The following is a 25,685-nucleotide window of genomic DNA, read 5'->3' as shown; positions in this document are numbered from 1 at the left end:
AGCCTCTTTACCTTGGGTTGGGATCGTTGTGCCGTGACGCCACTTTGCCTGGCGGCGGTAGGCAGGTCGATTACCTGACAGGTAAAGAGAACGGCTTGCGAGCCGTCGGTAAGCCGCTTATTGCACCTGCCACCAGCGCGGCAACAACCGCTGCACTTCCGGCCGCCGGTAGCGGTCGTCGATCAGATGCACCACCCCCAGGTCGTGCTCCGTGCGAATGACGCGGCCGGCGGCCTGCACGACCTTCTGCAAGCCCGGATACAGATACATGTAGTCGTAGCCGTTGCCGAACTTCGCGTCCATCGTGCGGCGCATCTGTTCGTTGACGTCGTTCATCTGCGGCAGACCCAGCGTCGCAATGAAAGCGCCGATCAACTGCTGACCGACCAGATCGACGCCCTCGGAGAACGCGCCGCCTAACACCGCGAAGCCGACACCCTGGTTCGTGGTGCGAAAGCGCGCGAGGAACGCGTCGCGCGCGGCCTCGTCCATGCCCGGTTCCTGCGCCCATACCGGCAGTTCCGGATGACGCTCGCGCATCAATGCCACCACTCGCTGCAGATACTCGAAGCTGCTCAGGAACCCGAGATAGTTGCCCGGCAGCGCCGCGTACTGCTTTGCAATCAGATCGACAATGGGCACGAGCGAACGCTCGCGGTCACGCCAGCGCGTCGATACATTACCGGCCACGCGCACCTGCAATTGCTCGGCGCGGAACGGCCCTTCGACGTCGAGCCAACTCGTCTGCTCCGGCAGACCCAGCGTGTCGCGATAGAAATGATGCGGATTGAGCGTGCCGGAAAACATCACCGTGGTGCGCGCCGCAGCGTAGCGCCCCGCGAGGAACGGTGCCGGAATCACGTTGCGCACGCACAAGGTGGCGCTGGTTTTGTCGCGCGGCGCGTAGCGATCCGCAGTGAGCGTGATGTCGAAAATCGAATGCTCGCCGAATTGCTCCGCCAACGCGACGAAATGCATGGCGTCGAAGAAAAACCGCAGCGACGCTTCGTCGATTGAAAGCGGTGCTTCGGCGAGTTGGTCCGTCACCGCGCCGATCAGGTTCTGCGCGGCCAAAAGCAGTTTGCCAGGTACGTCGGCGTAGACCTGATAGGTGTCGGTCTGTGCGCGCTTGCCGGCGCTCCATTCGCGCTGAAGCCGTTCAAGCGGCTTCTTCAACGACGCAGGCGCGGTTTTGCGTGCGAGCCGGAACGCCGCCTGATCGAGCGACGCGCTGTACATGCGCCGTGCCCGGTCGAGCAGGTTGTGCGCCTCGTCAACCAGCACGCCGACGCGCCACTGATTGATCTGCGTGAGCGCGTACAGCATCGCGCTGCTGTCGTAGTAGTAGTTGTAATCGCCGACTACCACATCGGACCAGCGCGCCAGTTCCTGCGCGAGATAGTACGGGCAGACCTCGTGCTCGCGGGCCGCTTCACGTACCGACGCGCGGTCGAGCCTCGGCCCTGCCAACGCCGCGCTGCGGGCCGCGTCGAGCCGGTCGTAGAAGCCGCGCGCGAGCGGACAGGACTCGCCGTTGCAGGCCTTGTCGGGATGCTCGCAGGCCTTGTCGCGCGCGACCAGTTCCAGGGTTCGCAGCGGCAAGCGCGCAGAAGACAGTTCGGCGCTTTGATGGAGCGTTTCGATCGCATCGAGCGCAAGCGCGCGGCCCGGCGTCTTGGCAGTGAGGAAGAACACGCGGTCGATCTGATCCGAGGCACACGCTTTGAGCAGCGGAAAAATCGTCGCCAGTGTCTTGCCGATGCCGGTAGGCGCCTGCGCCATCAACGGCTTGCCGTCACGCGCCGCGCGATACACCGACACCGCCAGCTCGCGCTGCCCGCTGCGGAACTGGCCATGCGGAAACTGCAAAGCACTGAGCGCGGCATTGCGCGCGGCGCGATGTGCCTCTTCCTGCACGGCCCAATCGAGAAAGCGTTCGCATTGCTCGACGAAGAAAATCTCCAGCTCACGCGCGGTGTGCGTTTCAGTCAGCAAGGTTTCCTTCTGACTGCCAATATCGAAGTACACCAGCGTGACCGTCAATTCGGCGAGCCCGCGGGCGCGGCATAGCAGATGGCCATACACCAGCGCCTGCGCCCAATGCAGCGTGCGGTGATTGGCGGGCATCCGTTCGAGCGCGCCACGATGAGTCTTGACCTCTTCCAGCCGGTTCGACAAGGGGTCGTAACCGTCGGCGCGGCCACGCACGGTCAAACCGCGATGCGTGCCGGTCAGCGTGATCTCGGTTTCATAGCCACCCGCGCGACGGCCGGCGACCGTCACGTGGCCAGCCATGCCTTCCAGCGAAGTCGGCGCGGGCGTGAAGCGCAGATCCAGATCGCCGCGCCGTGCGGTGAATTCGCACATCGCACGTACGGCGACGATGTAGGTCACGTGCGAGCCTCAGCGGTGGATTCTTTTGTGGTCGCTGGGGTGACCTCTGCGGTGGCTTCTTTCGGAGTCGCTGCCGTGACATCTGTCGTGACTGCTGTCGTCACCGCCATCACGACTTCGGACACGACCCTGTCTTCATCGGCCCATCGCACGTCGAGTACGCGCACCGGCATGCCGTGCTGAGCGCAGTAGGCGAGCCAGCGGATCTGGTTGTCCTGCAAGCGGTCGCCGGGCCCCTTTACCTCGATCAACTCATAACGGCGCTCGGCCGGCCAGAAACGGATCAGGTCAGGCAGGCCTGAACGGTTGCCGCGGATGTCGCGCAGCAAACGCTCAAACCACAATTTCAGATGCGCGGCAGGCAGGCAATCGAGCGCCAATGCGACCAGTTCCGGCGTCAGCAAGCCCCAGAATACGAATGGCGATTGCAGACCTGCCTTGCTTTGCAGATGCCGCAGAATCGTCTCGCGATAGGCACCGCTGTCGAGTTGCGCGAGACACGCGGCGAATTGTTCGGCGCGGCGCGCGTGGAAATCCGGCGCATGCAGATCGGCCGGCCCGCGCTGGAACGGATGGAAAAACGCGCCGGGCAGCGCCGCGAACACCGGCTCCCAGCACAGCAAACCGAACAGCGAGTTGATCAGCGCGTTTTCGACGTAATGAACGGGCGCTGAGTCGCAAGTCAAATGATCGCGTGCGACGTACTCGACCGGTTGCGACGCGTCAGGCCTCGGCAGCACCAGTGTGCTGCGCTCGACCGGCCGTGCGGCAGCCACACGCGCCACCCGCTCGCCGCGCTTGCGCTGCAAACGAGGCAACATGCGAGCAACGCGTTGCGCTTCCTCTTCGCTTTCGGGCTTGGCAGCGGCTTGCGTAGCAAGGGCGAAGGCATCGTCGAATTGTTCGCTGCGTTCCAGCACACGCAAGCGCCGATGGCGTGCGCCGGGCCACGCGCAACGCGCATAGACGGCAAGTGCAGCGGGCCAGTTCTGTTGACGCTCGCAATGCTGCCCGATACGAAACAGCAGTTTCGCGCGACGCGTTTCGAGCCAGGGGTTCGAGGTGTCGATCGCGGCGATCACGGCGACGAGCTCGTCGATCGCCTCGGCTTCGGCGTCCCCCGTGGGCAGCCATTCGAGCGCTTCGCGGCATTCATGCAACGCAAGGTAGACATCGACGTCCCCGCGCTGCTGGAATGCGCGCGACGACGGCGCGAAGGCAACCTTCTCGTACTGGAACACACCGAGATCGGCCAGCACGAACTCCGACCAGTCCTGCTGCAGATTGCCGAAGAACATCAGGCGCAGACGCTCGCAAAGCGGCGCGATGGCGACGTGGAAGACGCGGTCGGTGGGTTGGCTGTGCCATGTGGACAACGGATACGCCGTGGCGCCTCGTTCCCCGCCCTCGCCTTCGCCGCCACCTTCGTAAAACGGCCGCAGCGTTTCCAGCAGATCGGGTTTGCGCAAGCTCTTCGCGCCGGGAATCAACGCGATGGCGTCCGCAAAGATCAGCAGCAACTCGGGACGCGTGGTGAGCGCGAACAGATCGTCAAGCGTCAGGCCCGGTTCAGTGTCGACCCAACCGAGCGCAGCCAGGGGCGCAACGGCTTGCAAAGGGCAACCGATCTCGTCATAAGAAAGACGGCTGGAGCGGAACAGCGTGCCCTTGCGCATCAGCATGCGAACCAGCAACGCGCGCGAGGGCTGCGGCAAAGCGGCGAAATCGCGCAGGAAGCCATGCTCGTGCGCGTCCAGCAGATCGTCGTAACGCTCGGCGAGCCACGCCAGCGCACGCTCGAAGTTCAACAGGTAATAAGGAGCATCAGAGCGCATGTCTGACGGAGCACTTGTCGCCACGGGGGTCTTCACGAAACCTGTATGTTTATAAGGGCTATCCATTTAGCTCCACAATTTCACATTATGGTGAAGCTTTGACCTTTGGCGGACGTTGCGCGATCTGGCGATACGTGACGGGTTCGGCCACTACGGCCTGCTCAAGCAGGCGGTAAAAGAGCTGGCCGCGGGAACGCGAGGTCCGGCGGTTGAAGCGAAACACAAACTCGTCGAGATAATGGTCGAGTTGGAGTGGCTTCACGGCACCGTGGTGGGTGCCAAGCAGCCAGCGCTTAAGCAGTGCCGACACGCGGTGCACGCCCGGCATCGAGATATGTGCGGGGCTGTCAGCGCCACTCATGACGATCCGCTTATGCTGATAACCCTCTTCGGTCAGGCCATGATAGATGGAGGAGCCATCGGTGTGAAGTAACGAGCCGGGTTCCACAACCTCCCGCACGAAGGGCAAAACGCATGCGGAGGTATCGTCGGCAATGGGTTGCAAACGGATACGTCCGAAACCTTTGGGTTCCAGGATTTCCACGGCCACCGCAATGAGAGCCTTGGTCGTGTGGCTCTTGCGCCCGGCACTTGACTGGGCGACTCGCCGGTCGTGAATGGCCAGATAGACCTCATCAACCTCAACCATGCCGGCCAGCCGCTCGCGCCCCGGCCTGACCATCGCCCGACGAAAGCGGTGCAGCATGGTCCATGCCGTTTGATAACTGCCCAGCCCCAATACCCGCTGCAATCCCAAAGCGCTGACGCCATGTTTCTGGCTGGTTATATACCAGGCCGCCGCCAGCCAGACCTTTAAGGGTGTGCGCGTCTTCTCGAAGATTGTGCCCGCCGTGACCGTGCCCTGATGACGGCAGGATTGGCACATTAGCCGGGCGCGGCTGGCACGATAGGGGGCGTCCGTGCTTGCACAGGACGGGCACACAAACCCGTCACGCCAGCGCAACCGTTCGAGATAGCGAAGACAGTCATCCTCGGTTGCAAACCAGTCCAGAAACTGGCTCCATGTTCGAGGGAAATCTTCACCGGCAGTCGGGGTATGCTTGAGTTCGCTCACCACTCGATCATGGCGCAAGTGGAGCTAAATGGATAGCCCATATGTTTATACAGTGATGATATCAAAATCCGTGGGAGGGACGGCTGACAACCGCTTTGCCGAAAGTGGCGCGAGGCCCGGCGGTTGTCAAAGTGTCGCCAGAAGCTTCAACGCCATCGACTTGAATACCGCGAAGACCTCCCTGAAGGTCAGCCTCGTCGCCCCGTAGACAAGCGGTAGCAGCACCTGGTCATAATCGCGTTTCGTCTGCTCTTCAGTTTCCGCGGTCGCCAGGGATTGCTTCGGATTTCCGACAAACGCCGTGTGGTGGTGAAACTCTCCGCGATCGAATTCGACGCAGTCCTTAATCAGAATCAAAGCGCAGTCTTACCGCCGTTCACGCCAATAATCTGCCCCACCACGAACGTCGACTTGGGCGACGCAAGGAACAAAATAGCATCGGCGATTTCATCCGGTGTGCCGAAACGCTTTGCCGGGACACCGGCTTGCACGGCCTGCTTGCGCTCGGCGCTTCCACTAAAACGGTCGAGCATGCCCGTTTCTACCGGACCCGGCGCAACAGCGTTCACACGCACGCCGGCAGGTGCGCCTTCCAGCGCAGCCGCTTTTGTCAGCCCCTCGACGGCATGCTTGCTCGCGACATACATCGAAGCACCCGCCGCACCACGGCTGCCCATGGTCGACGAGATGTTGATGATGCTGCCGCTCTGCTGCGCCAGCATCACGCGCATCTCGTGTTTAAGGCACAGGAGTGTGCCAAGGACATTGGTGTCGAATGCAGTTGCGTACGTCTCGAGAGTCTGCTCGACCACGGGACCCGGCACACCCTCGGTCCCTGCGTTGTTCACGGCAACATCGATTCGGCCAAAGCGCTGAACCGTGTAGTCGATCAAGGCACTGACTTCATTCTCGTACCGTACGTCCGTCTTCACGAACTCGGCCTCGGTACCGCCGTGCTGGCGCAGTTCGCGGGCGAGATCCTCACCCGCGTCCGCACGGCGACCCGAAACCACAATCTGCGCACCTTCGCGCGCAAACGCTACAGCAGTCGCACGACCAATACCCGTCAGCGCGCCAGTGATAAGTACAACAGGTTGACTCATGATGTAATCCAGTGAATCAGCAGAGTGAATGGCGGCGCAAACCACTACTCAGAAAAATTGCTTGCGCCGTATAACGGGTCTGGCTGGTGGATGAACGCCTGCCTCGTTAGGCCTTCGAGGCAGGACGGTTCGATACCTTCTCGTACCATGCCTGCAATGCCGTGTGTTCGGAGGGCACCGTCACTTTCATGCCGGTCGCCGCAAAGTCGATCGTTACCAGCGTCGTAATATCGGCTGCAGAAAATTCGTCACCCGCCACGAACGGAACGGCCCGAAGGCGCTCATTGAAGTCGGCAAAGAAGTTGGCCACACGCAGCTTGCTGCGCTCGACGATCTCGGGGATCTGTTCGTAGGCATGCGGCCCCGACAAGGCACGGCCTTTCAGACCGGCAACGGCGTTTCGCACCCCCTCCATGACCGCCGCAAATCCGTTCAGTTCAGCGCGCCGCTCCCACATACTGACCAGCGCCTTCGCTTTGGGTGTCGTGCCCAGCAGGGGCAGATTCTTCGGATACGCTTCCTCGAGGTAGCGCCAGATTGCCGGCACTTCACCGATGGACGTCCCATCGCTCAGAACCAGCGTAGGCACTTCACGACGCGGGTTGATCGCGCCGTAGGCTTCGGAGAATTGCTCCTTCGCGCCAAGGTCAACAGGCACGGTCTCCACTGATACTCCTCTCTCCGCGAGATAGATTCGCACACGACGAGAGTTCGGGGAGGCGTTCGATTGATAGAGTTTCAGTTCTGAGGACATGGGCTGATCCCTGTCATTACGTTATTGAAGTGGAGATGCAATGCCTTGAGGGGGAAATTAGGGGTTTATTGCAGAATATGGAAAGACTTAATAAGCTGTGGGGCATGCTTGGAGGGCATGGCCAGGCAAAAGCGATATCGTGGAGGGATCATGGAATTGCGGCACCTTCGATACTTCATCGCCGTCGCCGAGACAGGAAGCCTGACGGTCGCAGCCAAACACCGTTTGCACACGTCGCAGCCGTCGCTGAGCCGGCAAATTCGGGATCTGGAAGGCCAGGTCGGGATCGAATTGCTAAGCCGCAGTACGCGCGGCGTGGAACTGACTGCCGCTGGAAAGGCCTTCATCGATCACGCGCGGCTGGCGCTGAATCAGGTGGATGCCGCCATTGAAGCGGCCAGGCAGGCAGCACAGCCATCCAAGCAGCGATTTGCGCTCGGATTTCTCACCGGGCAGGAGATGACCTGGCTACCCAGAGCCATGCACATCCTTCGAGATGAATTGCCCAACGTGGATGTCACGGTGTCCAGTGGATATTCGCCAGACCTTGCCGAAGGCGTTGAACGAGGCAAGCTGGATCTGGCGTTCATGCGCGCTGAGCCAGACTTCGATCTCGCCTATCAAGTCGTAAGTCAGGAGCCACTGGTGGTGCTGATGCCCAGCGACCACGAGTTGACATCACGCGACGTAGTCTCTCCCCATGACCTTGCCGATTACCCTTTTATCGCCATGGCGAGCAAGGCGAAGGTGGTGCGTGCGGTGATCGACGGCTACCTGAAGCGTTCCGGCATCGAAATCGTGCCGACCCAAAACGTCGATAACCCTGCGATGGTCATGTCGTTGGTGGCATCGACCCGAAGTCTGACGCTCATTCCTTCGTACCTCGAGAACTTGATGCCGTGGTCGGTGGTTAGCCGCCCCCTGGCTGGCAATGTGCCGGAAGTTGATCTGGCTATCGGCTACAGCAACGCGAATATGTCGCCCGTCTTGAAGCTGTTCCTTTCAAGAGTGGACGACCTGATCACCCACTCATCGCAAAGCGCTCGTTGATGCACAAGAGAACAGGCATTGCTCCCTCGATCCAAGGTGACCACTAGATTTCTTACGGTTCGGCCACCCACACCACCGTCAACGACCGCACCCCCTGCGCGCCGCGAATCAGCACGCCTTCGATATCCGCCGTGGCCGACGGGCCGGTGACCAGCGCCGCATAGCGCGCATCGCGGAAGTCGTCACGGCGGTACACGTCCTGCAAGCCGTCGAGCAATTGCGCCGGATCGAGCAGCACCACCAGATGCTGCACGATGTACCCCAGCGCGTTGACGACATACTCGCGCTCGCTGAACCACACCGAGCCCGTTTCAGCGACGCCGAAGCGCGCCCGCACCACACCCACATCGATATCCTGCAACGAAGCCGGTTCGGTTTCGGCCGTGATCACACGGGTGCCTGGCATTTCGGGCGTCGCCGACGCCACCGACGCCGCATCGCCGAACCGCTCACGGACCAGCGCAAGCACGTCACCCGCAGCCGATGCTTCGACACAGGTGCCGCCCATCGCCTGCAATGCCGTCGTGAAGCGCGCTCGCAAATCCCCGCCCACCGAAGTGAACAACTGCACATCAGGCCGTGGCCGCGCTGGCGGCTGCGCCTCACGCACCTTCGCCAGAAACGCTTCACGGGTTGCCATTGACATCTCCACGATTCTTCTTGTACCAGGCGTGGAAGGTCAGCTTCGGCGCCTCCGGCAACTCACGCTGCCGGCCCCAGATATTGAGCGGGTTGTACAGCACGAAATTCGGCAGCCGCCGCAGCGCGCCGCCCATCGACGACACCGTCGCCCGATACAGCGTCGGACTCGCGAGCAAGCGCCCTGCCATCTTCAGCACTTCCTGCTTCACGAACGGCACCTCATGACGTTCGGCGATCACCGTGCGCCATTTGTAGATCTGCTCGTGAATATTGATCTTCACCGGACACACATTCGTGCAGCTGCCGTTGAGCGTCGACGCGAACGGCAACGCGCTATAACGCTTCAGATCGAAGGTCGGATTGATGATCGCGCCGATCGGCCCTGAATACGTGCCGCCATACGACAAGCCGCCACTGCGCCGGTACACCGGGCACGTGTTCATACACGCGCCGCAGCGGATGCATTTGAGCGAATACCAGAAGTCCTCCATCGCGAGCCGCTCCGAGCGGCCATGATCGACTAGGATGAAATGCATCTCGGTGCCCGGACGCGGCGCGCGAAAATGCGAGGTGTACTGCGTAATCGGTGAACCGAGCGCACTGCGTGACAACATGCGGATGAACACGCCGAGGTCCGACACCTTCGGAATCAGCTTCTCGATACCGATCGACGCGATATGCAGCGGCGGCACATTCGCCGACAGGTCGGCATTGCCTTCGTTCGTACACACCACGACCGTGCCGGTCTCCGCCACCGCGAAATTACAGCCTGTCATGCCGGCCGTTTTCTCGCGCACGAAGTACGGCCGCGTGTTCATTCTCTGGCTTTCCGCAAGGTAGTGAATATCGCTGTTTTGCGGATCGGTGCCGATTGTTCGGCCGAACAGTTCGGCCACGTCGCCACGCAGTTTATGGACCGCGGGCACCACCATATGGCTCGGGTCCTGATGATCGAGTTGCTGGATGCGCTCGCCGAGATCGGTCTCCATCACCGTGATGCCACGCGGTTCGAGATACTCGCGCATCTTGCATTCGTCGGTGAGCATCGACTTGCTTTTGACGAGTGTGGTCATGCCGCGCTCGGACATGATCGTGTGGACTAGCGCATTGTGCTCTTCAGCCGTCGCGGCCCAATGCACGAGGACGCCATTGGCTTCAGCCGCAGCGGCGAACTGTTCGAGGTAGTCGGACAGATGCGACAGCGTGTGTTCCTTGATGCCCGATGCCAGTTCGCGCAACGTCTCCCATTCCGGGATGCCGTGCGCCTGGGCATCGCGCTTTTCGCGCAAATCCCACAGACGCTTGTCGTGAAACGCAACGTGCTCGGTCTTCTTGATGAAAGCGCCTGCGGCTTTCGCGTGATCGATCCGGCTCATGCGCGTGCTCCGTTAAGGACCTGCGCGATATGGATGAAGCGCGCGTCGGCTTTCATCCGCTCCGCGCAGCCTTGCTGGTGCATCAGGCACGACATATCGCCCGACACGATGTACTCCGCGCCCGCGTTCAGATGATCGCGGACCTTGTCCTGCCCCATGCGCACCGACACCGGCTCTTCGGTCACCGAGAAGGTGCCGCCAAAACCGCAGCATTCGTCCGGCCGCGACGGTTTGACGAATTCGATGCCTTTGACGCCCTCGAGCAAGGTGCGTGGCTTCGAAAACGGCGCGCCGGCAATCTCCGACACTGACGCTTCCTTCAGATGCCGCAACGCGCTGCAACTGTTGTGCAGGCCGACACGATGCGGAAATTCGGCCCATGGAAATTCGCGCGCGCCAACCACGTCATGCAGAAACTCGACGAGTTCGTACGCGCTGGCGCGGACCTTCCTGACTTCATCGGTCTGCTCGAGCGCGATCAAATGCTCGCGCACGTGATGGATGCAACTCGCCGACGGCCCGACGATGTAGTCGTAGCCGGCGAAGTTGCGCGCAAACACGCGCTCGGCACCGGCTGCCTCGGCATGCGCACCGCTGTTGGCCATCGGCTGGCCGCAGCAGGTTTGCTCCTGCGGATAGTCGACCTCGATGCCGAAGCGTTCGAGCAATTCGAGCGTGGCGATCCCCACCTCGGGATAGAACGCGTCGATGAAGCACGGGATAAACAGGGCGACTTTCATAGGCTCATTGAAAAGAAAGGCGGCGGCCGGTGATTCACCCACTCTACTGCGGGAATCACGGCGGCGCAGGCGTTTCCCGCCGACGCCATGCGTCTGGCCGGTCAGCGTGGCCGCTCATTGCGATCACTCAGTCAGACTGGTCATGTTGGTCTGACCAAAAATTATATAGGGAAGCCGCCGGGCGGTGTCAACCGGAAATCGCTGGTGGAACGGGCTGCGTGGGTCGCTACGCGGCAGCGCAGGTGTGCGATCCGCCGCTCGCGAGGCGAGCGCGAGCAGGGCTCAGAAGGTCAGATAAATCGGAAGATCAGAAGCCCGGCAAACTCAGGAAATCACGCTCGGCGAAGGTTTCGCCGCGTCTTCCTTGTACATTTCGCGCACATAGGTCAGATGACGCTCGGCGGCCTTGCGCGCCTTTTGTGCGTCACGCGCGATGATCGCGTCATAGATGGCCTGATGCTGGCTCATCAACTGTTTTTCCATCGCGTCGTCGTAGTCGATCAGGCGATGGTACTGGCGCATGCCTTCGCGGATCAGCGTATGGATACCGTGCATCACATGAGCGAGCGCGATGTTATGCGTGGAGTCGGCAATGGCGAGGTGAAACGCAGCGTCCAGTTCCGCGAGATTCACGCGGTCTTGCGACTGGGAGCCGGCCTTCAATGCTTCAAACGCTTCAGTGATCTTCCGCAGATCCGCTGCCGTCGCTCGCTCCGCGGCATACACCGTGGAAATCGATTCGAGACCCTGGCGTAGTTCGAGAATATCGGCACTGGTGCGCGGATTCTGCAGCAGCAGTTCGGCGAGCGGCTTGGAGATGATCGGCGCGGTGACGTCGACAACCGTGAAACCGCCCCGCCCCGAGGTTTCGATATAACCGTCCGCTTCCAGCCTGATCAGCGCTTCCCGCAACGACGGCCGCGACACACCGAGCTGCGTGGCCAGATCGCGTTCGGCCGGCAACCGGTCGCCGGGCATCAGCGAGCCGTCCGAGATCAGTTGCTTGATCTGGTCGGACACCACGTCGGAAAGTCGTTTGCGCGTGAAGGATTGGATCGGGAGAAATGGCATGGGCAGCGCGGGTGAAGCCTGGATTGATGAAGCCGGGTTGGCGAAGCCGCAGACAACGGCGTGGACGCACCGTCGAACGCGCGCGCCAAAGTGGACGAATTATACCTTTCAACGACTTGCCACCGCTTACAACGCTAGCCCGCGCCCGCACCGTAGAAGCTCGCCAGATCCCGCTTGAGCGTATGCAACGCGGCATCGTCGAGATAGATCATGTGACCGGTCCGGTAGTAGGTAAGTCGAACGTTGGCCCGCAGTGGCGCATCGACACCCAGATGCGCGAGCGCGTACTCGGTCGCATAGAACGGCGTGGCGAGGTCGAAATAACCGTTCAGTGACATCACGCGCAGTTGCGGATTCTGGCGCATCGCTTCGGCGAGATCGCCCGCCGCATACGGCTCGTTCAAGCGCTCGCCCCACCACGCACGATGTTTCCAGTCCCACTGCTTCAACGCATCGTCGTTGAAGACGCGATAGCTGTCAGCAGGCGTGAAATGCAGGTCTTGCGCAAAATGCTGATGCAGCGCGGCGTCGAACGCGCTCGACACGCTGCTCACCGAGGCGTCGAAATCGGGACGCTCGGACGCGCCGTCATATTCGAGTCCTTCGAAACGGGCGTCGTAACGGCCGACGCTGCGCGATTGATCGCGCAGCAATTGATTGCGAAAGCGCGATGGATAGAGACGCAGGCGGCTTCGCTTCACGTAGTCGACGTCGAGCCCGGTGAACTGCGCGACACGTACGGCAATCTCGTCGCGCTGTGCGTCGGGCAACGCGTCGCCCTCGGCGAGCGCTTGCGCATAAGGCCCGCGTGCAAAGGCGCGGGCCTCTTCGAGAAAGGCCGACAGACTGGCCGGCTTCGGCACGATCTTGTCGTGGTACCACGCGATCGCCGCGAAGCTCGGCAAGTAGCTCTCGCTCTGGAAATCGGAGCCGGGTGAAAACGCCGCGGAATCGAGCACCGACGACATCAGGATCACGCCGTTGAGCGCGATATTGTCCTGCCCCAACTGATACGCGAGCATCGCGGCGCGCGCGGTGCCGTACGATTCGCCGAGCAGGTACTTCGGCGAATTCCAGCGCTGGTTCACCGTCAGATAGCGTTCGATGAATTGCGAAAACGCGCCGAGGTCTTGATCGACACCCCAGAAGTCCTTCCCGGTGCCATGCCCAACGGCCCTCGACAAGCCCGCGCCCACGGCATCGATAAAGACCAGATCGGTGGTATCGAGCAGGCTATCGGGGTTGTCGTCCAGCACATACGGCGCGGGCGGTGTGATCGCGGGACTCGCCGTGCGCACCCGCTTCGGCCCGAACGAGCCGATCATCAGGAACACACTGCCCGCCCCCGGTCCGCCGTTGAAGAGGAACGTGACGGGGCGCGTCGAGGGCGCTTTGGTGGCGACCGTGTAGGCGACATAGAAAACGCTCGCATTGGCCTGCCCGGTTTTGTCGCGCAGCAGCAGGTTGCCGGCGGTCGCCGTGTAGTCGATCTTGCGGCCGTCGAGCCGGATCGAATGCTGTGTCACGGCGGCGCTTTCCGGCGGCACGGGGATCGCCGGGGTCTCGGGCTTGGCGCCGTGCTGCGGGTTGTCTTGCGACTCGTTCTGGGCGGCCGCGGCCACCCGTGGCGGACGGCCGGTACGCGACGGATTGGCGCGTGGCGCCTTGACTGGCTGACCGTTCGCATCGACGGTTTGCCCCAAAGTCTCTGCCTGAGCGTTGGGCACGCCGGGCACGTCCACCGAGCTGGCCGGCGACGTGGCTGTTTCAGGGCTGGCGGTGGCAGCGGATGCGTCGTCCAGTTCGGCCGCCGCGCACATCTGACTGAACGTGGCGAGAACGGCGAGAACCAGCGCCATCGCCACCAGAGCGGCCGCCACGGACCCTGCCATCAATGATCGGCGCAACGAGAGATAGAAGCGAAGGGCCATGGGGTGTCCGGCTGCGAGTCGGTAGGTGTCGATGTCCCGGTTGTCCAGGTTAAGACGAACTCGGCGAACGATTCTTGATGTAAGCATCGAAGACGTCAATCGAAAACTGGCTGCCACGCGCACCTCTCCCACGCCGCATCGTTTCACCGAGGAAAACGAAAGCCATTCGAAATACTCAAGAAAGCTGCTCCGCTATTGTGACGCCGCAAAAACATCGCCTGGCGTTCAAGGTTGAGGCAGCTTTCCTCTTCCTGGCCTACGCCTGAGCACGCACCGGCAATCCGCCGACAAACGCGGCAATCCGTTCGCACGCGTCGATCAGGCTCGCTTCATCGACCACGAAACCCAGCCGCACGAAGCCGTTCGCGGTTTCGCCGAAGGCGCTGGCGTCGAGCAGCGACACACCTTGTGCGCGAAACAGTTGCCAGGTGAAATCGACCGTGTCGAGGCCCGTACCGCTGACGTCGACCATCATGAACATACCGGCTTCGGGCAGCAGGCAACGCAAGCCCGCCACGCGATGCAGGCGCTCGAACACGACATCGCGGCGGCGCCGGTAAACCTCGCGCATTTCGGCGACGATCGGGGCCTTGTTCCGCAGGGCCGTCAATGCAGCCTGCTGGATGAAACCCGGCAAGCCATAGAGCATGGCCAGCGCGAGCCGCCCCATATGCTCGATCAACGTAGCAGGCCCGATCGCCCAGCCCACACGCCAACCCGCCATGGCATGCGATTTCGACAGACTGCCGAGCGTCACCGTGCGTTCCGCGATGCCGGGCAACGCAGCAATGCTCACATGTTCCCGTTCGAAGGTGAGATCCGCATAGACCTCGTCGGACAGCACCCATAGGTCGTGCTCGACGGCGAGCCGCGCGATGCGCTCGAGGTCGGCACGCGGCATCACCACCCCGGTCGGATTGCAGGGTGTGGCAAAGAAAATGGCCTGAGTGCGCGGCGTGATCGCCGCTTCGAGCGCGTCGCAGTCGAGGTGAAATGCCCGCGCGGCATCGACCGGCATCGGCACGAGCGTGGCGCCCGCGGCGCGCACGCAGGCCTCGTACGTGAGGTACATCGGCTCGGGGACGATCACTTCGTCGCCCGCTTCCAGCAGGCACAGCGATGTAGCGAACACGCCGTTCTGCGCACCCGCCGTCAGGATCACGTTGACCGCGCTCACAGCGCAACCGGTGGTGCGCGCGTGTTCTTCCGCAATCGCCGCACGCAGCGGCTCACGCCCGGACACGGCGCTGTAATGCGTATCGCCGTCGCGCAATGCCTCGATTGCACGCTCGACGATCGGCGCGGGGGTCGCGAAGTCGGGGTCGCCAACACTCAGCACGATCACGTCTTCGCCATTGGCCAGCGCCTGTTGAGCGACACGGTGGATCTCCCACGCCGACGTACGCCGGCCCTGCAAACGCTCGACCAGATTCGAGTACTTCATTGACTCACCCCGTTTCGACTTGAGCCGCCAATGTAATGGGGCGCGTGCGAAACGTCCAGATACGAAAAAGAGTCACGCGAGCACTCCGTCTCACGTGATTCTTCAATGAAGCCCCGCTTTAACCGAGGCAAGGTACGCTTAAACTTGGCGGCGCAGGTCCGCCGGCGGCACTTTCATCATATGGCGATATTTCGCCACCGTGCGCCGTGCCACCAGCACCCCCTGATCCGCGAGCATCCTCGCGAGCGTCACATCCGATAGCGGATCGTGCGTGTTCTCGGCGGCGATCATTTCCTTGAGCAGTGCGCGCACCGCCGCGGCCGAACAGGTGCCGCCACTTTCCGTGCCGAGTTCTCGCGGGAAAAAGTGCTTGAACTCGAAAATGCCGCGCGGCGTGGCCATATATTTGTTGCCGGTCGCGCGCGAGATGGTGGACTCATGCAGACCGAGTTCCTCGGCCACATCGCGCAGCACCATCGGCTTGAGCGCGATTTCACCGTACTGGAAGAAGGCCCGCTGATGCGCGACGATGCATTCGGCCACGCGTTGAATCGTATCGAAGCGTTGCTGCGCATTGCGGATCAGCCAGCGTGCTTCCTGCAACTGCTGCGCGAGCGGCGAGCGGCTTGCGCCGGCCGACTGCGCGAACAGCTCGGCATACATGCGATGAATGCGCGCGCGCGGCTGCACGGCCGGATTGACCGATACCATCCATTTGTTGCGCACCTGACGCACGATCACGTCCGGCACCACGTAGTTGTCTTCAGTGCAGCCGTAGCAGTTGCCCGGCTTCGGGTCGAGCTTGCGCACCAGTGCGCAGGCCACCCGCAGTTCCTCGGCGCTGCAGCCGATCTGCTTTTGCAGTTCAGCCTGTTCGCGGCGCGCGAGGCGTTCGAGATGCTGTTCGACGACCTGGCACGCGACATCGCGTCCCGGCGTATCCGGGGATAACGCGTTCAATTGCAGCGACAGACATTCAGACAGCGAGCGCGCGCCGAGACCGGGACGATCGAGCGATTGCACGAGACGCAGCGCCACCAGCAATTCTGCTTCGGTCAGTTCAGGTTGAAGGTCGACACTAGCCGCAAGATCGGAGAGCGACTGACGCAGATAGCCGTCGTCGTCGAGCGCCTCGATGATGAAGCGGGCCACCGCGCGGTCGCGGTCGTCAAGTCGATAGAGGCGTAGCGAGTCGTGCAACTGCTCGCGCAAGGTGGGTTGGGAACGCGCCCATTCAGCGGGATCGCTACGCTCGGCGTCGCCGTTCTGACGCGTCGAACTGCGGCTACTGTAGTCGCCTGAAAAGTCGCCGGGCACGTCATCCTGACCCGTGCTCTCCATCGTGTCGCTGCTGTTGGGTTCAGCCGGCAACGATTCAGGTTCGGCCGCGGCGACCGGCTCCGTGCCTGGCATCGCGCCGGCGTCATCGAATGGCGTTGCAGCGGCGAGCGCGACGTCTTCCGTGTCTGTCGAGTCGTACTCGAGGAACGGATTGGTGTCGAGCGCGGTGCGCAACTCCTGCTGGAACTCCAGAGACGACAACTGCAACAGACGCACGGATTGCTGCAGACGCGGCGTGAGTGCGAGAGACTGCCTTGTGCGTAGTTCAATGGAAGGCATTGTAGTGAGATCCCGTTAAGCGCTGAGAAATGGCACGTGGCCTCTATAGAGCAACTGTCATACCAGTTCGCCCAACACACTGTTTTTTCTAAGTTTTGCCTTTTCAGGTCCGCCGCTTGCGTAGCAGGCGAGCGCCATTTTTACAAGAACCCGGCAATTTCCGGTCGCGAGCCTTTCGGGTCGCCAGACAGCGCGCCGAACGTACCCTCCTCGCTATTCCTCAGCCTAAATGCCCGTGCCGTAACGGCATTTCCCGGCATCGAGCGCCTGTGCGACGGGTCGGGCACATCCCTTGCGAATGAACTCGATGTGGACGGACGCGGGTCTTTTCACGCGAATGGGTCGCAGACAACAAGACCGCATTTTTCATCAACATCCGAAGGAGAAACCATGAAGACCATCCAACTCTTAAAGACCGCAGGCAGCATCGCTTGTGTCGCATTCGCACTGAACGCCACGGCGCAAACCAGCGCTTCGGCCCCGTCGGCAGCATCCGAGACCATCGGCCAGCACGTCGACGACGGCACGATCACCACCAAGGCCAAGGCCGAACTGCTCAGCGCGAAAAACGTCAAGTCGACCCACATTCACGTGAAGACCCGCAAGGGCGTGGTGTGGCTCACGGGGTCGGTGCCGTCGGCCGACGACAAGGCCGCAGCGGGCGAAGTCGTGAAAGGCATCGACGGCGTCTCGGGCGTGAGGAACCATTTGAAGATCGCAGCGGAATAAGCGCGGGCGATCCGAACGCAAAACGGCCCGACATTCGTCGGGCCGTTCTGTCGTTTACCGCATTCCGATCCACACGAAATTTTTCACCTCACTCAGGCATGTTTCTCGCTGAATTCGTTGAGCGGCTCGGGGGTTTTGCGTGGGTCGAAGTCGGCCCAGCGCCCTTGTTGCCAGCGCCCACTCGCGCGTTCGATCGCCGCGCCCCCTGCTTCGCGCAAAACGCGAGCAGCGTCGAACTGATTGTCAGGCGATACATGCACGGCTACCAGCACGCCGGAATCGCGCCTCTCTTCATGAAATGGCAAATGGTGGCCTGTCTTGCCGCCTTCGTGAGCGTGCGACATCGCCCCGACCATCGAGCCGACGTATGCGCCGACGCCGGCCGCGATCAGCGAGATGAGAAGCGGCGTCGAAAACGCTGCAAATATCGCGACGCCGACCATCGCACCCACAACCGCGCCAATGGTGACCCCCATTCTTGCGCGTTTCGGCGCGTCCCTCGCGCCCGCATCGGTATGGGTATCGCCGCCGATCGAATAACGCGCGTGCTGGCCGCGCGGATTGACAAAAAACAGCGTGACGTCTTCCTCCACGAAACCTGCGTCGAAGAGCTTTTGCGCCGCATCTTCAGCGGCGGGGAAAGTCGTAAACCGTGCTGCGACGATAAGTGACATAAGGCCTCCTTACATCGTTGAATCGCGTTTTGCGGACCATGCCGCCGCACAGCGCAGCGCTGAAAAATGCGCACAGGCGATAAGCACACGCCCGAACTACGCGGTGGTGCCGCGATCGGGCTCCATGCCTTCCACTCTGAACAGTCCACAATGCAAGACTACGCCATCGCCGTCGTTCTGGTCGAGTGCAAATCGGAGTCGCTAAAATACGACTCCTTCATGCTGCAACGGTCGCCTCCCCATTCGATGACCTCTCCCAAAGATTCAAGACGTGAAGCGCGCACGAGCGCTGCCAACTCGCTGTTTGCTTTTCTCAAGTCGCTGCCGCTGGGCGACCGGCTGGCCGAAGGCGGCGTGATGGCCGCGCAGGCGGTGGCCGGCGCCATCCTCGCGTTCGCAATCGGCCAGTGGCTGCATACCGAACAAGCCTTCTGGGCCGCGATTACGGCGATCGCGGTCAGCCAGCATAGTTATATCGACACCCGCAATCTCTCGCGCGATCAGTTCATCGGCGCGATGGTCGGGGGCGTTTGCGGCCTCATCGGCGCAACGCTCGGCGGCGGCAATCTCGCGGCTTACGCGGCCACGGTTGCCGTGGCAATCGTGACGTGCTGGATCGTCAACGTGGGCAGCGCGGCGCGTCTGGGCGGCATTACCGCAACCATCATGCTGCTGGTGCCGGGCATGGGTTCGCCTTGGGACAAGGCCCTGCTGCGCCTCGGCGAAGTGACGCTGGGCACGGTCTGCGCGCTGCTGGCGACCGTGATCATGTCGATGATAGAGAAGCGCTGGTTCGGCAGACCCAACAAGGCCTAGCCAGCTTTCTGATCGCTCTCCTGCGGTTGACGCCGGTAACGTCCTGGCGTCACACCGATGCTGTGCTGAAACACCTTGCCGAAGGCGGCTTCCGATTGATACCCCACGGCCTCACCGATCTCCGCGGCACTGCGCTGCGTGCGCAGCAGCAGATCGCAGGCGATCGTCATGCGGATCTGCGTGAGGAAGTCCATCACCGTCATGCCCGCGCGCGCGTTGAAGTGGCGCGCGTAAGTCGCGCGGGACATCGCCGCGAGTTCACCTAGCTCCGCGATCGTCCACGCCCGCTCGGGGGCGCTCAGCATGCCTTGCACAGAAGCACCCAGGCGCGCATCGGCCAGCAGCGCCAACACGCCTGAGCGGGATGCATGCTGTTCGCCATGCCTGCGCAAGGCCATTGCGAAGAGTGCGTGACTCAATGCGGTGACGATCGTGAGCGCGCCGGGCTGACGTTGCCCGGCTTCGGCTCGCATCAGTGCAATCACCGTCTGCAACGCACCGAGCGTGTGCTTGCCGGCGAGCGACACATGAAATGGATCGGGTAGCGCGTTGAGCAACAAGGCGGAGGAACCCGGTGCGTAGACGAACCGGCCGCATAGAAGATCGAGATCGGCGCCAGCGTGGCGCTCGCCATGGGGATGGCGCGTATCATCGCCGCCATCATTGCGGCGCAACGGCAGCATGCCGTCATGACTCAAGGTCAGCGGTGCCGCAGCCGCAGCACACCCCGTGTCGCGCACCCGGTGCGCGGCGCCACGCGGAAACAGCATGAAATCCCCCGCGTGCAGCGCAATCTGCGCCCCACCCGCAGTCTCGACAACGCACGCCCCGCTGAGCACCAGATGAAAAGGCGCAATACCCGCCTCCATCGGCGCATGATCGATCTCGAAGCCACCCGTGAGCAGGCAACGCAGATCGAGGCTGGCCTGCAGCCGGGCAAGGTCGATCAGTCGGCTGAGCATATCCATGAGACGATCGCGCTAAAAGTTGAGCGAATCGAGTATTCAGGATATCGCGGCACAGCGCAATACTTTGTCCCACGGCACCGGCATCCGCTGGCGCGTTGCGAACAAAGGAGCACTGTCATGTTGAACTGGATCGATTACCGCAAAGAACTGTTCGGCCGCATCGGCGAGATCGCCAAACTGTCGCCGGATACCGTGAAGGCCTATCAAACGATGTCGGGCGCCGGCCAGATGGCTGATCTGCTCGGCGCGAAGACGCGTGAGCTGATCTCGCTCGCGGTGGCCGTGACCGTGCGATGCGACGGCTGTATCACTGTGCACACCGCCGAAGCGCTGAAACACGGCGCGACACGTGAAGAGATCGCCGAAGCGCTCGGCGTGGCGATCGCGGTGAACGCGGGCGCCGCCATGGTGTACTCGGCCCGCACGATGGACGCCGTCGCCGCTTATCAGGCGGACGGCAAACCGGCGGCGTGAAGGAAGCGGTTTGGCGGTGCTCAGTGAGCCTGGCTTTCCGTTAAACAGGCTCACTGTCGCGCCGCTAGCCCGCACCCCGCTACGGATTTCCGGCGAGCCGCTACCGATTACCCGCCACGTACCCACCACGCCTCGGCCGTGGCAGTTGTCTGCACGCGTTATACCGGATGACGCGCCTCTTCAAGCTGCTTGCGGCGCGGCTCGCCCTGGCGCTCCAGCATCCAGCCCGGGTACTCAGCTGGGAGCGTGCTGACCTGAGCGAGCTTCGCAAGCTCGTCGGCGGTCAACGTGACGCCGGTGGCGGCGATGTTGTCGTCGAGTTGCTCGATTTTCTTCGCGCCGACGATCACCGAGGTCACCACGCGTTGATGCAGCAGCCACGCGAGCGCTATCTGCGCCACCGACACCTTCTTCACCTCCGCGATATCGCGCATCACGTCGATGCAGTCATAAGCGCGCTCGCGATTGACCGGCGGAAAATCGAACGTCGTGCGACGGCTGCCTGCTTCGCCCTGCTGCTCACGCCCAAATTTGCCGCTCAGCAAGCCGCCCGCGAGCGGACTCCACACCATCAGTCCAAGACCTTCACTGTGCAGCATCGGCACGAGTTCGCGTTCGAGGTCGCGGCCCGCCAGCGTGTAGTAGGCCTGCAGGGTTTCAAACCGCGCGAGGCCGAGGCGTTCCGCAATACCCAAGGCCTTCACGATCTGCCACGCGGCCCAGTTCGACACGCCGACATAGCGCACATGGCCATGCTGAACCAGCGTATCGAGCGCGCGCACCGTTTCTTCGATTGGCGTGGCCGGATCGAAACCGTGGATCTGATACAGGTCGACGTGATCGAGTTGCAGGCGCTTCAGACTCGCCTTGACACCGTCGATGATGTGATAGCGCGAGGCGCCGCGTGCGTTCGGGAATTCTGCCGTCTGGCCGAATACTTTGGTTGCGACCACAACTTTGTCGCGTGGCACTTTAAGGTTCTTCAGCGCCTGGCCCGTGATCTGTTCGGACAAGCCCTCGGCATAGACGTCGGCGGTGTCGATGAAATTGATACCCGCGTCGAGCGCCCGGCCGACCAGCCGCTCCGCATCGCCCTGCTGCAGATCGCCGATCTGCTTCCATATGCCCTCGCCGCCACCGAAGGTCATCGTGCCGAGGCATAGCTCTGAAACAAACACACCGGTACGGCCTAACTGGTTGTATCGCATCGTCGAAACTCCATCATGGATTCGTGGATGAGTGAGCCGTACAGAGTACTGCACCTGGCAAGTTTCAGCAGGACCTGGTGTGAGTGTTAACCGGTCGCCCCGGGGAACGGATGTTTCAAACCCTTTACGGGTCGCACAGCACCTGTGACAGCAATTCTCCCTCCTCGAAAAATCGCCCGGCTCCTCCGCAAGCGAGGCGCCATGCGGGTCTGCGGCTAGCGTCGGCGATTTGCAACATATCCGTAAGTTATGCCGGGGGCATTTGGAAAGTTTCGGTAAGGCGTGTATAAGTCGGACCATTCCGCTCGTATGGTGTAGTGCCTTCACAAAGGACCGCGCGTATGAAGAAGAAGAAAAAGTTAGGAATCGGCCTGGGCAGTGTCGTGCTGCTCTCCAAAGCACTCACCCCTTCCGCAATGGCCGCGTGCAGCAATACCGCACCGCCTGGCAACACCACCGTCACCTGCACGGGCAGCATTCCTGCCGTGATTGCGCAAACCGGCAGCACGGGTGTGACGATCAATGCCGATAGCACCACCTCAGGCAATTTCCTGCGCAGCGCTAACCCGGTCGTCTTCAGCGTCGACACCAATAGCGCGATCAACAGTAGTGGCAACTTCTCACTGACCGGCGGCGGCGGGTCGGGCACCGTGCGCGGCGCCGTCCTGCTCGGCGTGAACAACGGCAATCAGATTACCAACGCGAGCGGCGGTGTCATCACCACGAGTGGTGCCTACAACGACGGCATGGCCGCCAACGGTAGCGGCAACACCCTGACCAATCGCGGCACGATCACCACCAGCGGCCCCAACGCGTACGGCATGACAGCCGCGTGGGGACAAACGAACGTCGGCCAGTCGAACAACACGCTGATCAACAGCGGCACGGTGACGACCTCGGGCAGCAACGCGCGCGCGGCATCGATTCTGGGCGGCAGCGGCACCATCAACAACAGCGGCACGCTGTCCACCACCGGCGCGGCCAGTCCAACCGCCTATCTGCAAGGCAATAACGACCAGTTGATCAACAGCGGCACGATCAGCGCGAGCGGCAGCGGCTCAGACGCGGTGTTTTCGAACACGGCGGGATCGAGCTTCGTGGCGACGATCCAGAACCTCGCGGGCGGCAGCATCATCAGCCAGAACGGCTCCGGCATCCGCACGCTCAACGGCAACAGCACCATCATCAATGCGGGGCTCGTGCAAAGCGGCATCGGCACGGCGATCACGATGGGCAACGGCAACGATTCGCTGATTCTGCAAACCGGCTCCGTGATCAACGGCACGGCCGACGGCGGAGGGGGAACCAACACGGTGACCTTGCAAGGCTCGGGCACGGCGTCGAATGCGTTTACCAACTTTCAGACCTTGCAGATGCAAGGCGCGTTGTGGAACTGGACCGGTAGCGGGACCTTCTCGCTCGCGCATGTGCAGACCGGCACGCTCAATCTGACCGGCACACTCGGCGCCAGTGCGACAGCGCTGGTCGATAGTGGCGCGACCTTGCAGGCGAACGCGCAGAACCTGCCCGCCAGCGTGACCGACAATGGGCTCGTGCGGTTTGCCCAGGACAACGCGGGCACCTATGCGGGATCGATCAGCGGCACGGGCGCAGTCGATAAAACCGGCGCCGGCGTGTTGACGCTCGCACCGGCTGCGGCGAACGGCAACACCTACTCGGGCGGCACGACAATCGATCAAGGGACGATCGCCGTCGCCGCGGACAATGCGCTCGGCGCGAACACCGGCGGTCTCACGTTCAACGGCGGCACGCTGCAATTGACGACGAGCTTCGATCTGGCTGGCTCGCGCGCAATCACGTTGGCAGCGGGCGGCGGCACGATCGACACGCAATCGTTCAATACCACCCTCACCCAGGCAGTGAGCGGGACCGGCGCCTTGACGAAAGCCGGCAGCGGCAGCTTGCTGATGACCGGCGTGAGCACCTATAGCGGCCCCACCACGGTCGCCGCGGGCAGCCTCGCGATTGGCGATGCAGCCCATGCCGGCGCCGCGCTCACGGGCGGCGGCGCCACCACCGTTGCCTCAGGCGCGACGCTCGGCGGCTATGGCAGCGTGACGGGCGCAGTCACGAACAACGGCACGCTCGCGGTGGCGAATGCATTGCCGTCGTTGGCAAGCGAGGGGACTGGCGCGTTCTCGATCAATGGCTCGCTGGTGAACGCCGGGCTTGTGCAGATCGGCGGCCCGGCCGGTGCGGGTGTGGGCAACCGGTTGAATGTGACGGGCAACTATGCCGGGCAGAACGGCACCATCGGACTGAACACCTTCGTCGCCGGCGACGGCGCGGCGTCCGATCGCCTCGTACTGAGCGGCGGCACAGCCACCGGCTCAACGCGCCTGCAAGTCACGAATGTCGGCGGCCAGGGCGCACAAACGGTAGCGGACGGTATTCAACTGATTCAGGCGGCCAACGGCGCCACCACTAACGCGAGCGCCTTCACGCTGGCCGCGCCGGTGAAGGCCGGTGCGTACTCCTACTATCTCGCCAAAGGTGGTGTGAGCAGCGGCACGACGGACAACTGGTATCTGCGCAATACAGTCGCGCCGCTGCCCAACCAAGTGACACCTCCGCCGCCGGTCACCACGCCAGGCCAGCCCGTCACTACGCCTGGTGAGCCACCCGTAGCCGTTCCCGGCGAACCAATTGCGGCCGAGGGCACGCCGCCTCTGCCGGTCGCGCCGCCAGCGGGCTCGGCCGCCGTACCGCTGTATCGCGTCGAAGTGCCGGTCTACGCAGCAGCGCCCGGCGTCGCGCGTGAACTCGGCCTCATGCAGATCGATACATTTCATGACCGGCAAGGCGATCAGGCCTTGTTGAACGAGAGCGGCACACTGCCTGCCGCATGGGGCCGCGTGTGGGGCGGCCATAGCGTGCTGAGCCAGAACGGTGCGGTGAGTCCGCAGTTCGACGGTTCGGTGTATGGCATTCAGGCCGGGCAGGATCTTTACGCGGATCACAGCGCGAGCGGCCAGCGCAATCACTACGGTTTGTTCGTGGGTTTCGCGCGGGCGACCGGCGACGTCGACGGCTTCGCGCTCGGCATGCCCAATCTGGCCGTGGGCCACCTCGCGATCAACGCATACAGCCTCGGCGGCTACTGGACGCATATCGGCCCAAGCGGCTGGTACACGGACGCCGTGCTGATGGGCAGTTCGTTGACCGTCGATCCGGTCTCGCGCGACGGACTCAACACAACCACGCACGGCAACGCGGTGACCGGCTCGCTCGAAGGCGGTCTGCCGATTCCGCTCGGTGCGGGGCTCACGCTCGAACCGCAAGCGCAACTCGTGTGGCAGCGCCTCGCGCTCTCCGATTTCAACGATGGCGTATCGAGCGTCGGCTTCAATAGCGGCAATACTTTCGTCGCACGAATCGGCGCGCGCCTGCAAGGCCAGTTCGATGCCTTCGCGACAGCATGGCGGCCTTATCTGCGCGTCAGCTTCTTACGCACTTTCGGCGCCGACGACAAAGTCACCTTCGGCGGCGGGACCGTCATTCCGGGCACCGTCGGGCAAACCGCGGCACAACTCGGCGCGGGCGTGGTCGGCAAATTCAGCACGTCGGGCAGCGTATTCGCGACGCTCGGCTGGGTGACGAACCTGGGGGGCGCGCATCAGAGAACCGTGACGGGCGATGCGGGGGTACGCTGGGTCTGGTAATTTTGCGCAGCGCTGCGCGTTGGGTGCGGCGCGGTCCGGTCCGCACCGGCAGCTATTGCCGCCACGTTCCGCGCGATCGCTGCCACCCAACCCTCGGC

Annotated in this window: 21 protein-coding genes and 1 pseudogene; 5 read left to right on the top strand and 17 right to left on the bottom strand. The window is 62.6% G+C overall.

From position 1 onward, the window contains the following. Positions 1 to 117 precede the first annotated feature (117 nt). The 6 genes from GNZ12_RS20110 to GNZ12_RS20085 all read right to left on the bottom strand — a co-directional run bounded on the left by GNZ12_RS20110 (position 118) and on the right by GNZ12_RS20085 (position 7,161). On the bottom strand, positions 118 to 2,394 hold the full coding sequence (locus tag GNZ12_RS20110; protein WP_172312894.1) for an ATP-dependent DNA helicase: 2,277 nt from the start codon (positions 2,392 to 2,394) through the stop codon (positions 118 to 120). Further along, entirely contained in the window at positions 2,391 to 4,229 is a 1,839-nt protein-coding gene (locus GNZ12_RS20105; RefSeq protein ID WP_172312892.1) for a VRR-NUC domain-containing protein, read from the bottom strand. The genes GNZ12_RS20110 and GNZ12_RS20105 overlap by 4 nt, the downstream gene beginning before the upstream one ends. Before the next feature lie 85 nt (positions 4,230 to 4,314). After that, positions 4,315 to 5,304, bottom strand: coding sequence for an IS1595 family transposase (locus GNZ12_RS20100; RefSeq protein WP_172311230.1), 990 nt, complete (start codon positions 5,302 to 5,304; stop codon positions 4,315 to 4,317). Between the two features lie 126 nt (positions 5,305 to 5,430). Beyond that, positions 5,431 to 5,661, bottom strand: coding sequence for a hypothetical protein (locus GNZ12_RS20095; RefSeq protein ID WP_172312890.1), 231 nt, complete (start codon positions 5,659 to 5,661; stop codon positions 5,431 to 5,433). Then, a complete protein-coding gene (locus tag GNZ12_RS20090) occupies positions 5,658 to 6,407 on the bottom strand; it encodes an SDR family NAD(P)-dependent oxidoreductase (protein WP_172312888.1) in 750 nt (249 codons plus the stop codon). The genes GNZ12_RS20095 and GNZ12_RS20090 overlap by 4 nt, the downstream gene beginning before the upstream one ends. A 106-nt stretch (positions 6,408 to 6,513) precedes the next feature. Beyond that, the gene (locus tag GNZ12_RS20085) at positions 6,514 to 7,161 is read right to left on the bottom strand and encodes a glutathione S-transferase family protein (RefSeq protein WP_172312886.1); all 648 of its coding nucleotides are present in this window, start codon (positions 7,159 to 7,161) and stop codon (positions 6,514 to 6,516) included. A 150-nt stretch (positions 7,162 to 7,311) separates the two neighbouring features. Between GNZ12_RS20085 and GNZ12_RS20080 the strand changes: the two genes are divergently transcribed. After that, a complete protein-coding gene (locus GNZ12_RS20080; RefSeq protein ID WP_172312884.1) occupies positions 7,312 to 8,211 on the top strand; it encodes a LysR family transcriptional regulator in 900 nt (299 codons plus the stop codon). A 52-nt stretch (positions 8,212 to 8,263) separates the two neighbouring features. On the opposite strand, the gene GNZ12_RS20075 is transcribed toward GNZ12_RS20080, so the two are convergent. The 7 genes from GNZ12_RS20075 to GNZ12_RS20045 form a co-directional block, all read right to left on the bottom strand. Further along, positions 8,264 to 8,851 carry a LutC/YkgG family protein gene (locus GNZ12_RS20075; RefSeq protein WP_172312882.1) on the bottom strand — a complete coding sequence of 196 codons (588 nt, stop codon included), beginning with the start codon at positions 8,849 to 8,851 and terminating at the stop codon, positions 8,264 to 8,266. Continuing rightward, positions 8,838 to 10,229: a lactate utilization protein B gene (locus GNZ12_RS20070; protein ID WP_172312880.1), complete on the bottom strand. Its 1,392-nt coding sequence runs from the start codon at positions 10,227 to 10,229 to the stop codon at positions 8,838 to 8,840. Before GNZ12_RS20070 ends, GNZ12_RS20075 begins: the two co-directional genes overlap by 14 nt. Beyond that, entirely contained in the window at positions 10,226 to 10,969 is a 744-nt protein-coding gene (locus GNZ12_RS20065) for a (Fe-S)-binding protein (RefSeq protein ID WP_172312878.1), read from the bottom strand. The genes GNZ12_RS20070 and GNZ12_RS20065 overlap by 4 nt, the downstream gene beginning before the upstream one ends. 324 nt (positions 10,970 to 11,293) lie before the next feature. Then, on the bottom strand, positions 11,294 to 12,040 hold the full coding sequence (locus tag GNZ12_RS20060) for a FadR/GntR family transcriptional regulator (RefSeq protein ID WP_172312876.1): 747 nt from the start codon (positions 12,038 to 12,040) through the stop codon (positions 11,294 to 11,296). A 134-nt stretch (positions 12,041 to 12,174) separates the two neighbouring features. Continuing rightward, entirely contained in the window at positions 12,175 to 13,971 is a 1,797-nt protein-coding gene (locus tag GNZ12_RS20055) for a S10 family peptidase (RefSeq protein WP_172312874.1), read from the bottom strand. Positions 13,972 to 14,227: 256 nt separating this feature from the next. Beyond that, complete coding sequence (locus GNZ12_RS20050) at positions 14,228 to 15,415, bottom strand: pyridoxal phosphate-dependent aminotransferase (protein WP_172312872.1); 1,188 nt, start codon at positions 15,413 to 15,415, stop codon at positions 14,228 to 14,230. A 138-nt stretch (positions 15,416 to 15,553) separates the two neighbouring features. Continuing rightward, on the bottom strand, positions 15,554 to 17,035 hold the full coding sequence (locus GNZ12_RS20045) for an RNA polymerase factor sigma-54 (RefSeq protein WP_172312870.1): 1,482 nt from the start codon (positions 17,033 to 17,035) through the stop codon (positions 15,554 to 15,556). 390 nt (positions 17,036 to 17,425) lie between these two features. Between GNZ12_RS20045 and GNZ12_RS20040 the strand changes: the two genes are divergently transcribed. Next, positions 17,426 to 17,764: a BON domain-containing protein gene (locus GNZ12_RS20040; protein WP_172312868.1), complete on the top strand. Its 339-nt coding sequence runs from the start codon at positions 17,426 to 17,428 to the stop codon at positions 17,762 to 17,764. A gap of 92 nt (positions 17,765 to 17,856) precedes the next feature. Here the strand turns inward: GNZ12_RS20040 and GNZ12_RS20035 are convergent, their stop codons facing one another. Next, positions 17,857 to 18,438, bottom strand: a complete 582-nt coding sequence (locus GNZ12_RS20035) for a glycine zipper domain-containing protein (protein WP_172312866.1) — start codon at positions 18,436 to 18,438, stop codon at positions 17,857 to 17,859. Between the two features lie 96 nt (positions 18,439 to 18,534). Further along, positions 18,535 to 18,627 (bottom strand): annotated as a pseudogene (locus tag GNZ12_RS45310) (DUF1488 domain-containing protein); the annotation flags it as partial. A 57-nt stretch (positions 18,628 to 18,684) separates the two neighbouring features. On the opposite strand from GNZ12_RS45310, the gene GNZ12_RS20030 reads away from it, so the two are divergent. Beyond that, positions 18,685 to 19,254, top strand: coding sequence for an FUSC family protein (locus GNZ12_RS20030; protein WP_172312947.1), 570 nt, complete (start codon positions 18,685 to 18,687; stop codon positions 19,252 to 19,254). Here the strand turns inward: GNZ12_RS20030 and GNZ12_RS20025 are convergent. Then, complete coding sequence (locus GNZ12_RS20025; protein WP_172312864.1) at positions 19,251 to 20,222, bottom strand: cupin domain-containing protein; 972 nt, start codon at positions 20,220 to 20,222, stop codon at positions 19,251 to 19,253. The genes GNZ12_RS20030 and GNZ12_RS20025 overlap by 4 nt on opposite strands. A 117-nt stretch (positions 20,223 to 20,339) precedes the next feature. Between GNZ12_RS20025 and GNZ12_RS20020 the strand changes: the two genes are divergently transcribed. Beyond that, entirely contained in the window at positions 20,340 to 20,696 is a 357-nt protein-coding gene (locus tag GNZ12_RS20020; protein WP_172312862.1) for a carboxymuconolactone decarboxylase family protein, read from the top strand. Between the two features lie 158 nt (positions 20,697 to 20,854). On the opposite strand, the gene GNZ12_RS20015 is transcribed toward GNZ12_RS20020, so the two are convergent. Continuing rightward, the gene (locus tag GNZ12_RS20015; RefSeq protein ID WP_172312860.1) at positions 20,855 to 21,904 is read right to left on the bottom strand and encodes an aldo/keto reductase; all 1,050 of its coding nucleotides are present in this window, start codon (positions 21,902 to 21,904) and stop codon (positions 20,855 to 20,857) included. Between the two features lie 341 nt (positions 21,905 to 22,245). Between GNZ12_RS20015 and GNZ12_RS20010 the strand changes: the two genes are divergently transcribed. Further along, positions 22,246 to 25,587 (top strand): autotransporter domain-containing protein, encoded by a 3,342-nt coding sequence (locus GNZ12_RS20010; RefSeq protein WP_172312858.1) that lies wholly within the window; start codon positions 22,246 to 22,248, stop codon positions 25,585 to 25,587. The last annotated feature ends 98 nt before the right edge of the window (positions 25,588 to 25,685 follow it).

This window comes from Paraburkholderia solitsugae (assembly GCF_013177695.1).
GTDB lineage: Bacteria > Pseudomonadota > Gammaproteobacteria > Burkholderiales > Burkholderiaceae > Paraburkholderia > Paraburkholderia solitsugae.
Note: the sequence above shows the minus strand (reverse complement) of the source record. Positions and strands in the feature narration are given on the sequence as shown.